Genomic DNA, 20,191 nt, shown 5'->3' on the forward strand with positions numbered 1-20,191 from the left:
GAGAAAAAGGCAACTATAGTACAAAACGTATTAAATTTAACTCTAATGACTCTGGTTAAATTTCCGTTACATACTTATAAATTTTCCTGCCCACCTACTTAGTAGCTACAAAAATGTTGAGTTTGTTTAATAAAGGTGTTATTATGTATGAATTGAAACTTATAAATGTAGAAAAAATTTTTTATAAATAAAAATGTCAATATTTTAAAAATTAACTAAAATTTAAAATAGCAAAATAAAAATGTTATTTTGTTATCACCTATTTGCTTGAGAATTAATATTTTTTCGCAAAGATTATAGAATTTATACGAAAGTAATAGAATTACATTATTGTATTGTGAGCATAAAGCATTCTCCTGTCAGAGAAGCTACGCGAACCGCATAGCTTTGGTTAAAGCTGAAAGGGTTCCCGTTCCCCGTAGGGGTTGTCAAAGGCTAGGATAGAGTAGCGAAGTAATCACCTGAAACTCTGGGAATGCTAATCTGAAATAAGTTGCGATCGCAATAAAAAATTTTACTTGCGTAAGTCCTATATCACTTAACAAGTATTTTATAGAATGCATTTAATTTGTGGCTATTATTGAAACTTTAAGTCTTTTTCATCAAATGCAAACTGACTTATGAATTGGTGGTAATTGGTTACTTGATGCTGTCTTAATTTTTGCTGATATATTGTTGCTGGTAATATTACTTGACCTGCTTATCGAGTGGTCTCGATTGCTTGATGCTAATCGCTCCAAAAGTTGAAACTACAAACTCAACTAAATTGGATACAGAATTGTGAATCTTGAATCCTGGCAAAATGGGTAGACGCAACTACTATATTTTTGGGAATAAATTCATAAAAACTAAGCTAAATCACTGGAGGGGGAGCAACACTAATACCTTCAAGAATAACAGTACTAGCTATTCCATAAGTTGACCCATCCCAATGAGAGCTAAAACTACCACTGGTATTGACACCAAGTGAAGTCGGGTTAAATACAAAGATATCACCACCATCACCAGATGCACCAGCAACACTATATGCGCCATTGGTTGTGAGGAAAATTTTGTCACTATAAGGGTCAAACCAAACACCATTCACATCTTCGTCGTCACCGCCGTCATTTAGACCAACGTCAGACCCATCAAACAGCATTTCCCAAGTACCTGTTGTTTCCTCCCCTAAACTGCTAGCTCTGAATCGGATGAGGTCTTCATCTCCTACTGAACCAGTAATTCCCGAAAGAGTAGCAGAACCTCTAAGACTAACGACCAAATTACCATCTCGGTCGAGAGCGATCGCATCTAATTCGTGAGAGCCAGACTCAACTGGTAATCCCACATCCGATCCATCAAAATACAATTCAAATCTGCCACTGGTAAAATCACCTGTGGTAGTAGGAATAAATTTCACCACATCCGCATCATCGACTTCAATTTCACCAGGTAAGATAGCCGGATTATTAATACTAAATAAAATCGAGCCATCAGCATTGATGTGAAAATCTCGCATAGTGATGCTTTGATTCGCAGCACCAAAGACATCAGAACCATCAAAATACATATGCCACTTATCTGCTGATTGGTCATATGCGAGGATGTCCTGTCGGTTATGGCTGATTCCCCCAATAGTTCCACGACTACCAAAGCTAACAAAGGTTGTGGATGTCGGATCTAATACTTGGATTGTTGTCTGGCTTATACCGCTTAATTGCCCATCATTTGCAGTTAATTGCAAAATATAAGTTCCCGGTGTGGAGAAGGTCACAGTTGTATCTGGGTCAGCAGCATCGGCAAAATCAACATTGCCAGGCCCGTTAATTACACTCCATGTAGTGGTTAAACTTCCTGAAAGCGGTATCTCTTCATCAAATACAGAACCATTGAGGTTTGCTTGGTACAAAACTATTTGGTTTTGACCTGCGGCTACAGCTGGTGCTTGATTGGGGATAGCAGTACGTACTGGTGCTTCATTAGGGATAAGAGTATTTAAGGCAAATTCATAGATTTTACCGTCATTTTCAGCGGGGTCAGTGTCATTATCAACAGCGCGATCGACAATATAAATACTTAGTAAAGATGGATTGTCGCTACTGGGTGCAAAAGCAATACCAGCTGGTTTGAGTGCGTTCGCCGCCGAAATATTATAGGTGTTGAGTAGTTGACCAGAGGTAGAAAATTCAAATAGCTGGTTAGATGGGAAACCGACCATAAATAGGTTCCCATTCAAAGGATTGATGGCAATTCCTTCTGGATCTTGAAGCCCGGCACTAAGAGTATTAAACTGACCCAATAAAGTGCCGTTTGTAGTAACGTGGTAAACTGTGTCACCCAGTCCATCAACGACAAATAGAGTCCCAGACTCTCGTGAATAAACAATATCTTCGGGGTCAAAACTACCCCAATAAGCAGTACTAAAGGAGCTAACAACATCATCATTAGTGTTGTATTTGCCATCTTCTCCCGGATCGACCGTAAAAACTAGACGCTTATTATCATCGGCAATGTAGAGAAAGCGATTTGCTGGATTATAGGCTATCCCTGTCGGCTCGTTGGAATAGTCCATAGTGCTCAGGCCTCCCTGAAAAGTACCTGACAGGCTTGTTTGAAAAATGTTTCTACCGGTGAAGTAAGTTGGCATTTCATCGACTTCACCGTCAACAGCAAACAGCGAACCCAAGTGATTGATATAAACAATCCCCGATGGATCGGGACTTGGTGTCCCAAAGTCAGATGTGAAGATAGTCCTTACGAAGGTGAACAAAGTTGTCATTATTCTTTAGTAGTTGAATTTTGGCAGCTAAGTGTTTTTACGTTTGGATATTTACGCAAAAACTTTATTTGTTAGGAAAAGCAAGTAAGTATGCTAAACAAATTGTATAACTCGATAACTAATGAATCGGGAAATTCATATATAATTCATCGGAATTTCATAAAAACATTTCATTTATGATGATGATTACATAAAATTTCTGACAAGTTATGGAACTACTGATGTTCTCCATAAAAACTTGTCTGAAAAAGCTAACAATACGTAAAATTACTATTTAAGTTTTTTATATAAACCCTGTTAATTTAAATCAGCCAATCCAATGCATTCCCTGGACAAATAAGCTTGTATGTATTGGTGTAGATATAGAGACTGCTATCTCATGTCTCTTGATCCTTTGCAGTTGTATAGTTCTACGAGATTTTATTCAAGAATACTTTATTGGAGAAAAGCCAGGACAGTTTTACATTTTTGATTGCTGTTTATCAAACTCAAATATTTATCTATATTAAATCGAAATTTACAATATAGAATTTACTATTAACTCAACCTATAGATATAAAAAATATTTTTTTAATGCCAAAAATAGATTTATTTTCAATATATTAATTGCCAATAAATGCTGAATAGCTAGTTTCTAAATTCACAAACTGAAGTTAAAAGTCCCCATTTTATTGAGAATAAAATTGCCGATTCTGAAGATACATAGCCTCTGAGGAAAGCTTGAGAGACTTTTAATTATACAAATAAGCGATCGCTCTGGTGAATATGGAAAGAACATTGTCTTTGTCTTAGGGAAATTTTATCAACAAGCACTATTGGTCAGTCAAGGGCGATCTCTCTCAGTCCCAAATTTTATCAACGCCCTACTCTAGCCTAGGTTCCCAAAGTTTAGAGTAGCAGTAGTTTGGAAACCAAATAAAATCATGGGGGTGAGGAGTAAAACCCTTGAATCACCAATAGAATCTAAGCTGAAAGTAAACTAGCTAAATTTTTGTCCATTTTTGTCTTTGTCTAGCATCTCAATCCTCAAGCTACTTGGCTAAAACCATCAACTAAGACGCCTGCAAGCCCATTATCTACATTATCCAAAAATGGAGAATATTTCCCACTTGTAGTGGAACCTAGTCCAGTAGGCGTAAAAGTCAAAATATCACCACCATCACCGGAAACATCAGTTACTTGGAATGCACCCTTAGTAGTGAGATAAAGCTTGTTATTGCGATCAATCCAAACACCATCTATATCTTCGCTACTTTGTGTTAGCCCTACATCAGCACCCTGGAAAAATAAAGTCCATGTACCCGCAGTGTTTGCGCCTAAGCTAGTGGACTCGAAAGCAATCAGGTCTTCATCATTACCTTTGATATTATCCCCATTACCTGGAACACTAAATTTACCTGTAGTACTTATAACTAATTTGCCATCTCGTGTAAAGGCAATCCCATCAATCGCTTCATCACTTTTTGATAATCCTACATCCGAACCATCAAAGTATAACTCAAAACTACCAGACGTGGTATTTCCCGTAGAAGTAGGAGTGAACTTGACAATATCTTGTTTCTCTACTCTACCTACACCAGTTAAGTTCAGAGAACTGTTCAAACTAAACAAAATTGAGCCATCTTGATTGATGTGGAAATCTTGCAAATTACGGCTAGATAACCCCACATCAGAGCCATCAAAATACATCGCCCATTTACCAGTAGAGCGGTTATAAGCCAAAATGTCCTCATCATCGAAAGCCACTCCACCAACCGTACCACTACCACTCAAACTGAAGAACGAAGTGGACTGTGGATCTAATACTAAAACTGATACTTCATCAGTAGTTGTCAATTTGCCATCATTAGCTTTTAGTTGTAGTACATAAGAACCAGCAGATGAGAATGTTGCAGTAGTATCCTCTGTATTTGCATTTGTGAAGGAAACATTGCCGGGGCCACTAATTTTACTCCAAGTCGTAGTTAAGGAAGCAGGTGGGTTGGGTAAGCCATCATCTATGACGCTACCATTCAAACTCGCCTGCTTGAAAATCACTAAATCCTCACCAGCATTAACAGATGGTGCTTGATTGATAGGACTACCACCAGATGTACCTAGGGCAAATTCGTAGATCCGACCGTCATTTTGGTTGGGATTACCATCATTATCAACGGCGCGATCGACAATGTAGAGGCTTTGTTTGCTGGGATCGTTACTAGTTGGTGCAATAGTAATACCCGCAGGCTTGATTGCTTTGGCCGCAGAAATATCATAGGTACGGACAAGCTCACCTTTAGTTGTTAGTTCAAATACCCGGTTAGCTGGGAAACCAACCATAAATAGGTGACCAGTAGGAGCATCGAAGAAGATACCTTCAGGATCTTTTAGTCCCAACTTAGCAGTATCAAATTGACTAACTAAGGAGCCATCCGTTTTAACTTCATAGACTTGTGTACCTACCCCATCAACAATAAATAAATGCCCTGTTGTGGGTGAATATGTTACATCTTCCGGATCGCGACTACCAAAGGAAGTGGTTCTAAAAGAGGTGACAACATCATCGTTAGTGTTGTAAAGTCCATCTTTTCCAGGGTTGAGTTGGAAAATTCTCTGCTCGTCATCATCAGAAATATAGAGGAAGCGATTGGCTGGGTTATATGCTATTCCTGTCGGCTCATCAGAAAAGTCTGTAGTGGTGAAAGTATTCTTTAAAGAACCTTGTAGACTAGCTTGGAACAGGTTCTTTCCCTTGAATAATTTAGAGTTTTCTTCAACTTCACCATCAGCAATTAACAGTCCCCCCAAATGTCGAATATAAGCAATCCCTGAAGGATCTGGACTTGCAGGCGAAAATTCAGAAGTTTTGATCGTCTGTATGAGTTTTAAAATTGATGAGTTGGTAGTTGCAGTTGCCATGTTTGTTGATACCTAAACTTTGAGGCGTTGATCTAATTATTTGAACTAAGTGGTTTCATGGTTATATGTTGAGCAAATACTTTTGTTTGCGGATACAACCAGTAAAAATGGTAGATCGATTGTATGGAACACTACATTAATTAAGAAGAAAATTTATAGATAATTCATCATAAATTTATAAAATTAGTTACTTTATATGTATATATAAAAGAATAAGTAATACAGAAATCTCGCCTGATTACTGCACTTAATTGCTTAGATAGCCTAGAAGAAAAAAATCTTTCTTTATAAAATTTTTATTAAAAAAAGATGATTATGGTAGTGACAAAATGCTTTTAATATAAATTGTTAGCGTAAGTAAGTCTGTGCGAAAAACCCAACCTATATTAAGCAATATAAAACTTAGTTGATTTTTTTCGTAGTCAGGAATTCAGTCCTTATTTGATAGCTAAAGTCCTGACTACAAATCTTGAATTATTTCCGCAGTCCTACTTACTAATATTTGGATATATCAGCCCAACTATAATTTTATCAACTTGCGTAGATATAAAATTCGTAGTTGATTTTTGAACTATCCACAGAGGGAAAATCTCATCTCTATATTTCCTCAGTGAGAGGAGTGATATCGAGCATTAATTAGTCTACATTTTTAGCGAAACATGATGAAATTATATTCAAAAATTAAATTAGATTTTTATACAACTTAGTTTTGCTTTAAAAAAGCAATATATCTCAAAAAAATTATCATAAGCAAATATCTTAAAAATAATTAATCGTGGTTTGTAATTTGTAATAATATCCTTCTGGCTTGAACTCCAGCCTTAAGGTAAATAGAAGAAGTAATATCTAGTGGAAATCAGACTTGTTCCTTGCCAGTCTTGTAATCAGATAATTCGCAATTAGGAAAATTAGATGTAGGGTAAGCATTGCCCACCTGATGATGTTTTGGTAGGCAATGCCCGAATAAAGATTATTTCCTAACTCAAATAGTAATCCTGTATTAATCTACTTTCAAAGCTGATTTTTTCTGTAAATTTTCAGGACTCCTAAAGACAATCACAACCTGACAACTTCAGGATGCTTGATTAAGCTGTTATTAATCCAGGAAACAATATTTTGTGTTTTTTCATCTACCGCCAGCGAACTATCGATTTCCAAAACGGGAATATGAAATGTTTGAGCGCAGTTGATAATATCTTGCAGATAGGGAGCATACTGAGAAAGTAATTGCAGTGCTGCTTCTTGTGACATTAGGTCAAAACGACTTTGGTCTGTTGGACGATTTTTAATCCTGTGAATTGCAGTTTCCACATTAATTTGGAAATCAACAATGGCAATTGACCTTTGAGAAAAAATTAAACCTAATTCCTGCCTGATATCTTCTAAATCAGGAGTAGTGCCTGTAATTCCAATTGACCAAATTTCTTGCAACAATCCCTGATCTAGTAAGATGAGTTGCTCTTTTTGACTTTGAGCGATCGCATCAATGCGTTTCAAATTAGCATAAGTTTTGATTGCTTTAGAAAAACTGAGCCAATTAGTTGGTTTGACTTGAGTCGCCAGCAACAAAGATTGCCACAAAATCCGCCATTGATTTTGAGTTTGGGGAATCAGTTTCCATAGCCGTTGCCAAAGTGGTTGATGCTTCCAATCCCTGAGAATTTGGTCTCCAGCGGCGACGGATACTCCTTGTTGTTTGAGTTGGGCAACTACTTGCTGAAAGACAGTAGTTTTACCGGCACCGGGCAGTCCGATAAACTCTAAGACTATCGGAGCATTAACCTTGTTCTGAGGTAGATTAATTTCAGTTAAAGATGTTGCCATACGGACTGTTTTGCCTGTAGTAAAACAAGATCGAGCGGTTGAGTAGCATCAATATTGACTACTCTGGTTTGTGGCGGAAACTTCAATGCCTGTACAGCATCAACTTTCTGTTTCACAATGTCTGTAGGAGTATCCGACTTACGCGCCAAAGCAATTTCTGGGGTAACATTCAATTTGATCACTAAGTCGGGGAGTAAAGTACCAACCATTTGTTGGTAATTTTTTAACTCCCATTCTTGGAGAAAGCCAGGATATGACGATGACTTTCCATTAGCGTTAGTGAGTAGAGGGCCATCATTAAACCCAAGAATTTGAGTTTGGGGATAGCGATCGGAAACTACAATCATTCCCCGTTGTTTGGCTACGGAACAATGCTGAAGTTTTTGGTGTTTTTCGTAAACCAGGGTAATTGCCCATAAAGCTTTACCCAGTCTTTTCAAGGGAGATTTAGGCTGGGAATTTCCTACCAATTCAGAAGAAGTTTGTCTTTGATTCGACTGATGATGCGATCGCTTAGGACGCAAAGCCTTAGCTGCTTTACTTGCTAAGACTAATGGTAGTCGGTACCAAGAAGCAGGCCCATCGCCACTACCCAGGTAAACTGGCTGGACATCAAGTTTATGAGAGAAACATTTTCTGATTTCTTTGGTAACAGTAGATTTACCAGAGCCATCTGCACCTAAAACCGCAATCATTAAACCACCAGTAGTAGGCGTTCTGTGCGCTGCTACTGGAGCCTGGAAAAACTTTCTCAAGCTCTTGAAGAATAGGTATTGAATTTCCAGTTTCCATCTCAACACCTTTGATACCAATGGGTGATAGCGTCGATATTGCTTTAAAGCTACTTGGATCGCATTACCGGATTTTAATAACAGCTTGAGGTTTGATTCGCTGTCAATGACATCTAAAACTAACTTAGTCGCTTCACTATCTAAAAGCTTCTCACTCAGTTCCTGAACTTTTTGGCGATCGAGTCTTTCTTTCAGCCAGCGAAACTCCCGGATAAAGTCTCCTTTAAAATAATCTTTACCCAAGAGATTGTTTAAGCGATCGCGCGTTCTCACCTTGAGCGCTGCCCTGACAACCAGTAAAATTGTTTCAATATTAGGTTCTGCGATATAAATTTGATATTCTTCGCTATAAATTCGAGTAGACAATAATAACTCTTCCCAAGGCAGACGGTAACCCTTAAGATATTTTTCCCCCAATTCCAGGCGATAGTGAAGATGAAGATGTACTAATATTCCTGTCTCTTCATCCAGCGCTAAATAATCATCAATATCTCTATATCTGCGACAGGGAATAGCTTCAAAATATTTGAATCCAACTTCATTTAACACTCGTTGTAAATTGGCTTTTTCGTTTTCATCTACTAAAACATCTAAGTCTGTTTTACCTTCAACAGCGGCATCAACATGCTCATTACTCTTCCAGTGACAATAACGAATATTGTTTTGGTCGAGGTAGTAGTTAAGCTTTTGAACAACCTGGAGTGCTGACATTATTTCATCTGCTCCTTATTTAAATTTCTAGAAATTACTATGTTTTCTATGTCTGTATATTTGTTTACTGTGCAATTCACAGTGCATTGCTTGCACAGATGGCTCTGTTAGGAGTTTTACTTTAATTGTTGACTTATTTTCAACTCAAAATGGACAATCTTTGAAAATCTTTTACACAAAAATTATGTATAACCATTATTTCTACTTGCTTTCGCACCCAAAAAATTTCAATTAGCAATAATCATATGCGATAACTGTGGCAAGACACTGTTAGTCTACGCAAAATTACTATATTTATAGTTAATATCGGTTATTTTTATATCACTATAGCTTTTGCAGATAGATGAACTTGAATTAGTTTCTACTGGTTGCGCTTCAGTGAAATTTCCGAATTTTAATTTCAAAAGACTTTGAAATTAAATAGCTTTTTGATGCGTTTTTGTTTTGTCAGTGATTCCCACTATACTGCACTAATAACACATCAAGATATTTTTGGCAATTACCGAGCAGGATTATTTTTACAGGTTATAACCTTGATGACTCTAGCGAATGAAAATTTGCCAAAAAATTGTCAAACCCTGACAAGAAGAAATATTCCCGCTTTATTTTCTAACATCCCCTTTAAGAAGGATTTATTTTGATTATGAATCTTCTCAGCCGAAATTTGATTTCTACTTAGGTATTTATTAAGCAGCAATGAAGTACATTCTAGTAATTCCTGGTATTCTTTACAGAAAATTTGCAATAAACTATTGCCAAATTGGCATTGATACAGCAACTTTTTCTTTACTCATGGTCTTCACGTAAATTTTGCAATAAAACAGTGTCTATTTAACAGTAACTTCAATTTTTTTTCCGTGGAAAGTCTTATATACTGTGTTTAAGCAAGATTTAACCTAAATACCGAGCATTCGTTAACCTCTATTTAACTTAATGCCAAAACACATGGTTAGAGCTATGTTGGTTCCCGTACTTTCAGTATTCAGCATTCCTCTATCCATCAGCAATAAATAGTCTTGTAACCCCTATTAAATTAAAATTTCGGCAATTTCAGGAGGCGAGGTGGGTGTATCTGAGTGTATTTACCAAGTTTGTCAATCCAGGATCAATTCATCAATTGCGGATATTGCGGATAGTGCTGCTTTGTGCAATCCGAAGATGATTCCTCTGCAACTTATACAAGTGATAAGTTGCATGATTCAGGCAAGTTCAGATGCCCAGCATCCCAATCTGTAAAGAAGATCCAAAAGAGCGATCGCAAACTGGTATAAATGCCAACTAATCTCTGCATTTGCCAGATTACCCGCCTCATCATTCTTGCTTAACAATCCATCATTCATTCAGTAAAAACCATGAAAATAGCTGTCATAGGTGCAAAAGGTCTCCCTCCAAAACAAGGTGGTATTGAACATTACTGTGCGGAAGTATATCCCCGCATAGTTGCGAAAGGTCATTCTGTTGATTTATTTGCTCGTTCTTCAACTACAGATTCATCTCCTTTCTCAGAATATGACTTTGAAGGTGTCCGCGTAGTTTCTTTACCTTGCCCAAACGGCAAAGGACTAGATGCTTTCTTCAGTTCGATGTTGGGAGCTATGATGTGTGTGGGCAATCGCTATGACATCGTACATTTTCATGCCTTGGGCCCATCTTTATTTACTTGGATACCAAAACTTTCCTTATCTACAAAAGTTGTCGTTACCTGTCAGGGATTAGATTGGCAACGTAATAAATGGGGTAAGTTATCTAGCAATTTAATTCTTCAAGGAGAGAAAGCTGCTGTCCGCTTTGCTGATGGGCTGATTGTGGTTTCGGAAGAATTACGTTCTTACTTCCGACAAACCTATGGTAAGCAATCTGTTTATATTCCCAATGCCGCAGCAACTTACGGTGCATCCGATCCTACCTTTGCCTATGGGCAATCTTTGGGCTTAACCTCAGGGCGCTACGTTTTATTTTTGGGCAGACTAGTTCCCGAAAAATGCCCCGACTTACTAATTGAAGCTTTCAAAAAACTGAAACCAGCAGGCTGGAAACTGGTATTAGCTGGGGGAGTCAGCGATACCAAAGAATTTACCTCCCAAATGTTGCAGCAAGTAGCCAATGACCCCGATATCATCTTTGCTGGTGAATTAAGAGGTGCGCGTCTGTGGGAAATTGTGCGCGGAGCCGGATTGTTTGCCTTACCATCCGACCTAGAAGGTCTACCTTTAGCGATGCTAGAAGCAATGTCACAAGCTATCCCAGTCATTGCTAGCGATATTCCTCCACATCAACAATTGGTAAGTACCAATAGAGGGGTAATGTTCCGCGCTGGTAACATTGACTCTTTAGTACAACAAATGGATTGGGCAATTCAGCATCCACAAGAAATGAAACAGATGGCTGAAAATGCTCAACGAAACGTGCAAGTTAACTATAGCTGGGAAAAAATTACAGCTGACAATCTGAGCCTTTATGAGAACTTGTTAAGTTCTCCCGGTCAACGCGCAGGTGGCAAACTCGTGACGACCAAGCTTTCTTAAGATAACCCACTATAGTGAAGGAATTGAATCATGCGTCAGCCAACTCTCACGATTTTCTATCAATTTAATCCTTGGAACCCCACTATTGGTGGTATTCAGACTTGTATCCGCTACATTCTCAAGTATGCGCCTAAGGATATCAATATCCGCCTGGTAGGAACAGGTAATGGCGACCCCAATATGCCTATTGGTCAATGGCATGAAGCAGAATTATTTGGCAGAAACTTTTTGTTTATGCCTTTGATTGAACTGAAGAATGACAACTTCCGTGGTTTAGTACCCACAACTGTGAAGTATACAATGGCACTTTTGCGCCATAATTTTTCTTCTGACTTTTTGCAATTCCATCGTATAGAAGCATCACTAGGTAGTTCTGGCTGGTCTGGTAAGCGGATCTTCTATATTCACAATGACATCGATCAAGAGATGAGGGGAACACACCAGGGAGGTGGTATTCTCTGGCGGCATATTCCTTGGGCTTATTATGCATTGGAACGCCGCTTAGTCAGACAGTTTGATCGCATCTTTTCCTGTAATACCAAAGCTGCAAAGCAATATAAAGAGAAATATCCCCAGGTTGCAGATAAAGTATCTTACTTGGTGAATACAGTAGATAGCGACATTTTCTATTCTGTATCTACCCAAGAACAAGAGGAAGGAAGAGTTAAGCTAACACAAGAGTTAGGGCTATCAGCAGATAAACGTTTTATCTTGTTTGCAGGTCGTCTCCATCCGCAAAAGCAGCCCCTACTATTGATACGCACATTTGCAGAACTCAATGAGCCAAATACTCACTTATTAATTGTCGGACAGGGTGAATTAGAAGAAGATGTACGTGCGGAAATTGCCCGCTTAGGTTTAACCGATCGCGTCACCATCTTCCCACCACTACCACAAACAGAATTAGCAAACTTATATCGAGTTTCTAACATGTTTGTGTTAACCAGTGCCTACGAAGGTTTATGTCGAGCGAGTATTGAAGCACTGGCTTGTGGAACCCCTGTAGTCACCACCCGTGCTGGTGAAACACCAAACTTCTTGAGTGCTGATAGTGGCATTGTTGTTGACGAACAAACTCCAGAAGCGATCTCCGCTGCATGGAACCAGGTATTAATCAATCCTAGCCACTATCCTTCGGAAGCATGTGTAAGAGTCGTCAAACCATATGATGCCCGTTACGTCGTTAACGGTATTTATACTGAGTTACTGGAAAACTGGAGAGATGGACAAGGTCAATTGTTAAAGGCTTACGCATAAATCTACAGTTTTTCTCAGCCTTTTTGACATCGTAGTACGCTATCCCGTTTTAATAGTTCATTGAGGCTGATATCTACATAATATGCGACATCAGGGTGCAATCTTTAAAATCATAGAATTTATCAGGTTGTTTACCTGTAGGAGAAGTAAGCCTTAGCGCTCATACCTAACAAATCTTTAGTTACTGTCTTGCCTGAAAAATCAATGCAGATTCATTTTACTGATCTTCCTCATTTTCAACAAAGGGTACATCCTTCAGCTACCTCTCAACTTAAGCGCTTAATCGATATTATGGGTGCGGTAGTTGGCTTGGTAGTGACAGCAGCGATCGCCATCCCCATCGCGATCGCTATCAAATTCGACAATCCCGGCCCGATTTTTTACAGCCAGCTGCGTTGTGGTTTAAACGGTAAAACTTTCCGCATTTGGAAGTTCCGCACTATGCAGGTTAATGCCGAACAAATGAAGCATTTAGTGCAAAATCAGGCTAAAGGAAACATTTTTAAGAACCACAAAGATCCGCGTATTACCAATGTTGGTGCTTTTCTCAGACGCACTAGCTTAGACGAACTACCACAATTCTGGAATGTGTTAATGGGTGATATGAGCTTGGTTGGTACTCGTCCACCCACATTAGATGAAGTAGAGAAATATGAAGTCCATCACTTCCGGCGCTTGCTGGTTAAGCCGGGTATCACAGGTGAATGGCAAGTTAATGGACGTTCGAGAATCGAAGATTTTGAAGATATAGTCAAGTTGGATTTAGCTTATCAGTCAAAATGGTCTGTGATCTACGACCTCAAGCTGATTCTGAAAACATTGCAAGTAGTCTTCAATCGGGATGGAGCCTACTAATCATTTCGAGTTTGATTATTAGTTACTGCTCTTTTATCAATACAAGGCTTTTGAGAAACTAAACCAGATTCTTTATCGTCTAAATAAATATCTTCCCAGTGCAGATCCAATTCGTCAGCAACAGCATTATCTAAATCAACAATATCTCTTTACAGGATTTTGTTAAAAAAATCAACACAAATGTTATACACTTTTCTTAAGTACGATAATTAGTAAACCTCATTAGTATTCAGTACTAAGCTGGGCAACATTTCCGGTAGCTCGGATGAAAATTCTCTAACAAAAAGGCTTATAGGTTAATTAGGGTGAAGTCTACCGATAATATTGTTCGCAGCCTGTGCCAAAGATGAGTATTAATTAATTTAATTACGTCTCATCTAAAGCTTGTACTGAAGATTAATTAGAAATAATTACCAAAACTTTTGTTCAACACAAAATCTAGTTGAGATAATTGGTAGTTAATAGACATATATCTGTATATTAGAATAAGTCATCTAATAAGTTGGTGAATATAAAAAATTGGCAGGTACATTAATGGGTAAAGCTGCTCTTCCGTTATCTTATATAACCGCCCTGAAGCGACATGCTTGGTTAGCTTCATCAACGTTTGTATCTGTATTAATAGGTGTGACAGCAATCAGTTTAGCTATTTCACCGCGATTGTATGAAACATCAGCCAGACTGATGGTTGGTCAGAAAGAAGTAGGTCTTTCTGCTTTAGGGCAAGAACTCTCAAATATTAACAACCAATCACCTAGTAAAGCAGCCGATCCAGTAGCGACTCAGGCAGAACTGGTGCAATCTCAACAAATTCTTCGGGGTGCTTTGAAAAGAGCTTTGAGTGAGGGGAAAATACCAATTGAAAAGTTGCCCACACTGGAAGAACTGAAGACAGGAATAAAAGTAGAAATTGTACCTGCAACTAGCATTTTAGAGATTAGTTATACACATTCAGATCCAAAGATTGCTGCCGATCTACTAAACCAGATTGCTAAATTAGTAATTGCAGAAAATACTAAATTAATTAGAGCAGAAGCTACCAGTCTGCGCAACTTTTTAGAAGAGCAAATACCTGAACAAAAGCAAAGACTGCAAAAAGCTGAACAAGCTGAAAGAAGGTATCGTGAGACATATAGTTTTGTTGCTTCTAATATCCAAACTGAAGGGTTAATTGAAAGCTTATCATCCCTAGAAAATCAGGAAAGGCAACTGCGTGCTCAATTGCAAGAAGCCAGAAAGCAAGAGTCATCATTGCAACAAGTAGTAGGAGCAAATACACCTACAGGCGCATACATAGTTAATAGAATTGGCCAGGATGAGCAGATCAAAGAGTTAAACAAACAAATTACTGCGACTGAAGTGGCGATCGCTAGTGCGCGCACCCGCTGGACAGATCAACATCCAGAAGTTTTAGCACTAGCACAGAAGCGAGACGAACTTCGCAGCCTCTATAATCAACAAATATCACAAATAATTCCCGCAAATCAAACAGTCGATTCTAACGACATTGCAGCTAACCAGTTAAGCCAAGATTTAATATCTCGCTATATCCTAGTTGAAAGCGAACGCAAAGGCTTAGAAGACAAGCTCAAGGTAGTACAAAGAGATATCGAAGGCTTGCGATCGCGTGTTGCCAAAATCCCTTATTCCCAGCAATCCCTAGTCGCCCTAACCCGCGAGCGAGAGAAAGCGGAAAAAGCCCTGAAAACCCTCGATGACAAATTAGAAGAAGCACGCATTACAGAAGGACAAATTCTCAGTAACATCCGGATTGTCGGCGAAGCAGAAATTCCTTTAGCCCCAGTTTCACCAAAACCATTGGTGATTTTTGTTCTCAGTACAGTAGTTGGGATCATAGCAGCCGGACTTTTAGTCTTACTACTAGAACTGATGCAATCCAAGTTGCGAGATGCGGAAGAAGTGGAAGCTTGGCTAGATACTCCTGTATTAGGGGTGTTACCCAAACTCAATCCTAAAACCTTTAATTTGGCAGCACTAGACTCGTTATTAGATAATCCTGAGTATGTAGAGCCATACCGAATGTTGCTCAAAACCCTAGAATCGCTAGGTAAAGAGCAATCAAAAATCATCATTGTCAGTAGCGTTGCTTTTGGCGAAGGAAAATCTTCCGTCGCTCTCCATTTAGCTGCTGTCGCCGGGATTCTATCAAGACGTACATTAATCGTTAGCGCCGACCTCCAGCATCCTGTATATCATAACCTGCTGAATGTGCCTGCTTACCCAGGATTAACAGAGGTCGTGACTGATAATTTGCCTTTATTAGATCTAGTTCAACCTACTTCAATTCCCAACTTATCAGTATTGCCATCTGGTAGAATTCCCAGCCGTCCATCGACAATCATTGAGAAAATGTCAATGGATAGGATCTTAGAAGAAGCAGCGCAACATTATGACTATGTAATTGTTGATGCTTCACCTATCAGCAGTAATGCAGATGCTGCAACATTAAGTCAATCCGCAGATGGTGTAATTTTGGTTGTCAAGCCCAACTCTACCTCTAAAGATGCGGCTTTTAGAGCCATCTCTAACTTGCAAAAGAGTGGTTCAACGCTCCTCGGTGTAGTTATCAATGAAACTGTACTCCCAGTAGAAAAAGAACTGGCTGTACTCACACCAGTTGACGAACATCAGCAGTTACCACCAGCTAAAAGTTTCTTTTCTGGTTCAATCGTCAAAAACACTAGCAACAGTATTCACTAGTTGATTTTGGATTGCCAATTTTGTAAATCTCATCACATGAGATCGCCAGATCGCCAAAGGTGCATTTCCTTTTTCTCAAAAGAAAAATATAAAACTAACAGACGATGGCAATAGATCCAGGCAATAATATTATTTCTTTTCCTACAGTTTTGCTAAGCATTGTAGGAATTTTGTTGAGCATTATCTTTGGTGTAGCTGCAAATCTCCAACCTTTATACATAGCTTTATTGGTTGTATTGATTGTTGCCATTGCTGTTACTATAAACTTCTTTAAAAATTTTGAGCAAACCCTGTTAGGTTTATTGATTCTGCGCAGTGCTTTAGATGCATTTTCTGACCAACAAATACCTGCGGTATTTGGTTTAGGTCTAAATATTTTGGCATTGCTTTATGTTGGTAATTGTTTAATCGCCAGAAAAAAGATACACACCGATGGATTTTGGTGGTTTCTCGCCGGATGGATAGCTCTGCAAGCAGTATGGGTAGTTTTACAGAAACTAGGTGGATTAGGGCTTGGCCCCTCCTACTTTCCAGGTGCATTACGCGAATGGGTGCGAATGTTTTCTGGATTGATGGTGTATCTGCTAGTGATGCAAATGAAGGAAAAATTACATCCAATCCAGGTAGTTTCTAGCTTATTTTTGAGCTTAATTGCTCCATTGACCGCAGCAACCTTACAAGTTACTGTTCCCCCATCCAAATTACCTTCTTTTTTGGTATTTCAAAGTGGATATGCCATTGAAGCCGGATCGCGGATGAACGGAACTCTTGGACATCCAAACGCATTTGCGACATTTACATTGTTTTTTCTAGGTCTAGCACTGTGGAAAATGGGCGAGGTAAAGCAGCGCATACCTTGGATGATTCTAGTTACAGCTTTGGCTTTTTTCTTAGTTAGTAGTAAATCATTGACTGGGTTAACAATGCTGGTCGCTTTTATCCCAGCATTTTTGGCACCAAAGCTAAATGTAGGTAATATAATTAGCGGTATTCTTTTATTTGGTGTAGTTTTTTACTTATTTGCTGGCTCGGAAATGGGGCAAGAACGCCTACAATCTTTGTATGGCACACCATTATTAAACCCGCATATTGATACATCTAGAGCAATTTTGCTACAATGGACTGATGGTAATAGTTTTAATTGGCGTGTTGCTCAGTGGACTTTTTTAATAGATAGATGGCGAGATGCACCACTGTTAGGATATGGATTAGACACATCTCGATTCTTAACTCCCCTTGCTAGCTATTCTCATAATGACTACGTTCGCTTTCTAGCTGAAGAAGGAATTTTGGGTTTTGGGCTATTTTTGATTTTTATTTTTGCAGTCTTTTTCCGTCTAATTCAATTAGCTTATTCTGCTCAATCTGGATCATCTAAACGAAATCTTTGTTTTGTGATGCTAGCATTTTTCGTCTCAATGCTAGTAGGGATGATAGCCGGAAACGTGTGGAGCCATACTACTATGTTCTTCTATTGGTGGACTTTATTAGCAGTTGCTGGTTGGGATTGGGATCAACCTGTGAATGTAGTAAATGATTCAATTTCTTCTTCTCAAAAGCATTCTAGAATCAATAATTTAAAACATACATCTTCGCCTTCTCAAAAGAATTTTTTTCCTCGTCAATTGCCACGAAGACGATAAGGAAAAATTCAAAACAAAATCGTAATTTGTGTAATTCACTACTTGTAACCTTGTCCATCATATTCTTTCTGTAAATAAAATCAAAGTGCTTATAATAAATGTCTAAATCTAAAGATATTAAAGGAAAAATTATTCGGGGTGGTGTCTCTATGACACTCAGGCAATTACTAGTTGCTGCACTTTCAATGGTGAATGTGCTAGTAATTGCCCGGATGTTAGGCCCGGGATTATATGGTGTTGTCACTATTGTTTTAAGTATTTTTTATTTTTTAAACCAAGTCTGTCGCTTTGGATTGCAAGTTTATTTGGTACGTCAACCAAATCTCACCGATGAAGAACCAATACAAATCCAAGCATTTTATAACTTTCTGGGAATAGCTATTTGTGCGGTGTTATTCTGTACTGCTCCACTTGTTGGCTGGTGGACAAAACAGCAAGAGGTAACTTACGCTTTACAAGCAATTTTACCTGCACTGTGGATGGATATGGTTAGTCGGGTTCCAACTAGTATGTTGGAGCGAGAACTAAGTTTTGATAAAGTGGGGTTGTTAGAGGCAGTTTCTAAGGTTGTATTGTATGTCTCGGCAATTCCTTTAGTATTACTCGGCTGGGGTTATTGGGGGCCAATTATTGGTACTGTTTTGGGTTATTTAGTGCAGCTGGTCATGGCATATTATTACTATCCTGTTCCTTGGCGCTGGCGGTGGCAGTGGAAGGTAGTGAAACCAGCTATAAATTATGGACTTACCTATTCTGGCTCTGATGCGATTTTAAATCTTCGTAGATTAAGGCTACCTTTACTGGTAAGTCGTTTAGGCGGTACAGAAGTAGTTGGTTATATCAGTATTGCGATGCGATTGGCAGAACAGTTGGCAATCCTGCGGTTGGTGGTACGTCGGATGTCAATTAGTGTGATGGCAAAATTGGTAGATAAACCAGATCAAACACGCAATGCTATCAGTAAAGGTATGACATATCAGGCACTTTTGATTGGCCCGATTTGTGCTGCTTTTTCTTGTACTTCTGCCTGGTTAATTCCGTTGATGTTCTCTAAAGAATGGTTAATCAGTGCGCAAATCTTTCCTTTCATCGCGGTAGGAGTTTTGGTAGGAGCAATTTTTGAACTGCATACATCTAGTTTGTATGCAGTGGGACGTAACTACGAAATTGCTCAACGCAATGCCTGGTATGTAGGTATTCTTTGGTTAGCAACTATAATTTTCCTACCTATAATGGGTTTATGGGGATACGGTTTGTCAGAAATTCTGGCTTTACCAACTTTTTACTTACTTCATACATCTATTGCGAGGTTGTTTGGCTCTCCTGATTATTGGGATTCTTTTTGGATCACCTTAGTATCGACAATTTGTATGTTTGCAGGGGTTTTCTTACCACCAATTGCTGCTGTAGGTGTACTAGTTGTCAGTTATGGAGCCATATTTATTTATTGTCCTGGTGTTCGCAAGATTCCTTTAGATATCTGGGCGGCTAGGAAAAAAGTAGCTTAAACAATACTTTGTCAATTTTGTGAAAAGCTTCCAGGTTTTTAATCTGGAGGCTTTTCTTGTCATTGAGTTTGGGTATTGAGCGATCGCTTGTGCTAATCACTAGCTTCAATTAAAATTTGAGTGAAAATTAATTGCTATGACAATGAATCACTCCTACAGAAAAAATGTTGTCATAATTGGTGGAGGCCCGGCGGGATTATCGGCCGCTTTAATGCTAGCCAAAAGAGGCTGGAAAGATATTACAGTTCTTGAAAAAAGACCATCAGCAAATTATTACGAGCCAGATAAATCCTTTAGTTATCAAATTGATGGACGGGGACAGAAACTAACTGATTCTTTAGAAATAACAGACAAACTCGCTGATTTAAGTGTAGCTAGCACTGAGTTTTACTTGACTTTTATTCAAAAAGACGGCACCCGCAAAACAAAAAAACTACCTATTGTTGATTCACAACGCAAAGCAGCCTATTGGTTGCCAAGATCATCTTTTGTCCAATTACTTTACCAAGAAATTCAACAATATTGGCAAGAGACGATTCAAGTTTTATTTAATATTGAATGTATAGAAATTAAAGATAATTCCGAAAATTTAGAAATTAGGTTCTTTAGTACTTGTTATGCTAAACTAACAATCAAAATGCCAGTTTAACAAGCATCTAATTCGGAAGTTTTCAAAGTTTCTAAATCCATAAGCCGAGCG

11 protein-coding genes and 1 pseudogene are annotated in these 20,191 nt (G+C 38.6%); 7 read left to right on the forward strand and 5 right to left on the reverse strand.

Annotated features, from left to right (window positions below):
• Positions 1–853: 853 nt before the first annotated feature.
• From H6G41_RS32475 to H6G41_RS34850, 5 genes are all read right to left on the reverse strand, one after another.
• Positions 854–2,758, reverse strand: a complete 1,905-nt coding sequence (locus H6G41_RS32475) for a hypothetical protein (RefSeq protein WP_190752309.1) — start codon at positions 2,756–2,758, stop codon at positions 854–856.
• Positions 2,759–3,784: 1,026 nt separating this feature from the next.
• Positions 3,785–5,656, reverse strand: a complete 1,872-nt coding sequence (locus H6G41_RS32480) for a hypothetical protein (RefSeq protein WP_190752311.1) — start codon at positions 5,654–5,656, stop codon at positions 3,785–3,787.
• A 1,056-nt stretch (positions 5,657–6,712) separates the two neighbouring features.
• The gene (locus tag H6G41_RS32485; RefSeq protein WP_190752313.1) at positions 6,713–7,480 is read right to left on the reverse strand and encodes an AAA family ATPase; all 768 of its coding nucleotides are present in this window, start codon (positions 7,478–7,480) and stop codon (positions 6,713–6,715) included.
• A complete protein-coding gene (locus tag H6G41_RS32490; RefSeq protein ID WP_190752315.1) occupies positions 7,465–8,982 on the reverse strand; it encodes a hypothetical protein in 1,518 nt (505 codons plus the stop codon). Before H6G41_RS32490 ends, H6G41_RS32485 begins: the two co-directional genes overlap by 16 nt.
• A 1,199-nt stretch (positions 8,983–10,181) precedes the next feature.
• Positions 10,182–10,322, reverse strand: a complete 141-nt coding sequence (locus H6G41_RS34850) for a hypothetical protein (protein WP_206756964.1) — start codon at positions 10,320–10,322, stop codon at positions 10,182–10,184.
• Between the two features lie 12 nt (positions 10,323–10,334).
• Here H6G41_RS34850 and H6G41_RS32495 point away from each other — a divergent pair, with 12 nt between their 5' ends.
• From H6G41_RS32495 to H6G41_RS32525, 7 genes and pseudogenes are all read left to right on the forward strand, one after another.
• Entirely contained in the window at positions 10,335–11,507 is a 1,173-nt protein-coding gene (locus tag H6G41_RS32495) for a glycosyltransferase family 4 protein (protein ID WP_190752316.1), read from the forward strand.
• 30 nt (positions 11,508–11,537) lie between these two features.
• Positions 11,538–12,764, forward strand: coding sequence for a glycosyltransferase (locus H6G41_RS32500; protein WP_190752317.1), 1,227 nt, complete (start codon positions 11,538–11,540; stop codon positions 12,762–12,764).
• Between the two features lie 204 nt (positions 12,765–12,968).
• Positions 12,969–13,619 carry a sugar transferase gene (locus tag H6G41_RS32505; RefSeq protein ID WP_190752319.1) on the forward strand — a complete coding sequence of 217 codons (651 nt, stop codon included), beginning with the start codon at positions 12,969–12,971 and terminating at the stop codon, positions 13,617–13,619.
• Between the two features lie 519 nt (positions 13,620–14,138).
• Complete coding sequence (locus tag H6G41_RS32510; protein WP_190752321.1) at positions 14,139–16,340, forward strand: polysaccharide biosynthesis tyrosine autokinase; 2,202 nt, start codon at positions 14,139–14,141, stop codon at positions 16,338–16,340.
• Positions 16,341–16,444: 104 nt separating this feature from the next.
• Positions 16,445–17,983, forward strand: coding sequence for an O-antigen ligase (locus H6G41_RS32515; protein ID WP_190752323.1), 1,539 nt, complete (start codon positions 16,445–16,447; stop codon positions 17,981–17,983).
• Positions 17,984–18,081: 98 nt separating this feature from the next.
• Entirely contained in the window at positions 18,082–19,491 is a 1,410-nt protein-coding gene (locus tag H6G41_RS32520) for an oligosaccharide flippase family protein (RefSeq protein WP_190752324.1), read from the forward strand.
• Positions 19,492–19,633: 142 nt separating this feature from the next.
• A pseudogene (locus tag H6G41_RS32525) lies at positions 19,634–20,089 on the forward strand (FAD-dependent oxidoreductase); the annotation flags it as partial.
• Positions 20,090–20,191 lie beyond the last annotated feature (102 nt).

Source organism: Tolypothrix sp. FACHB-123, from assembly GCF_014697075.1.
Classification (GTDB): Bacteria; Cyanobacteriota; Cyanobacteriia; order Cyanobacteriales; family Nostocaceae; genus Aulosira.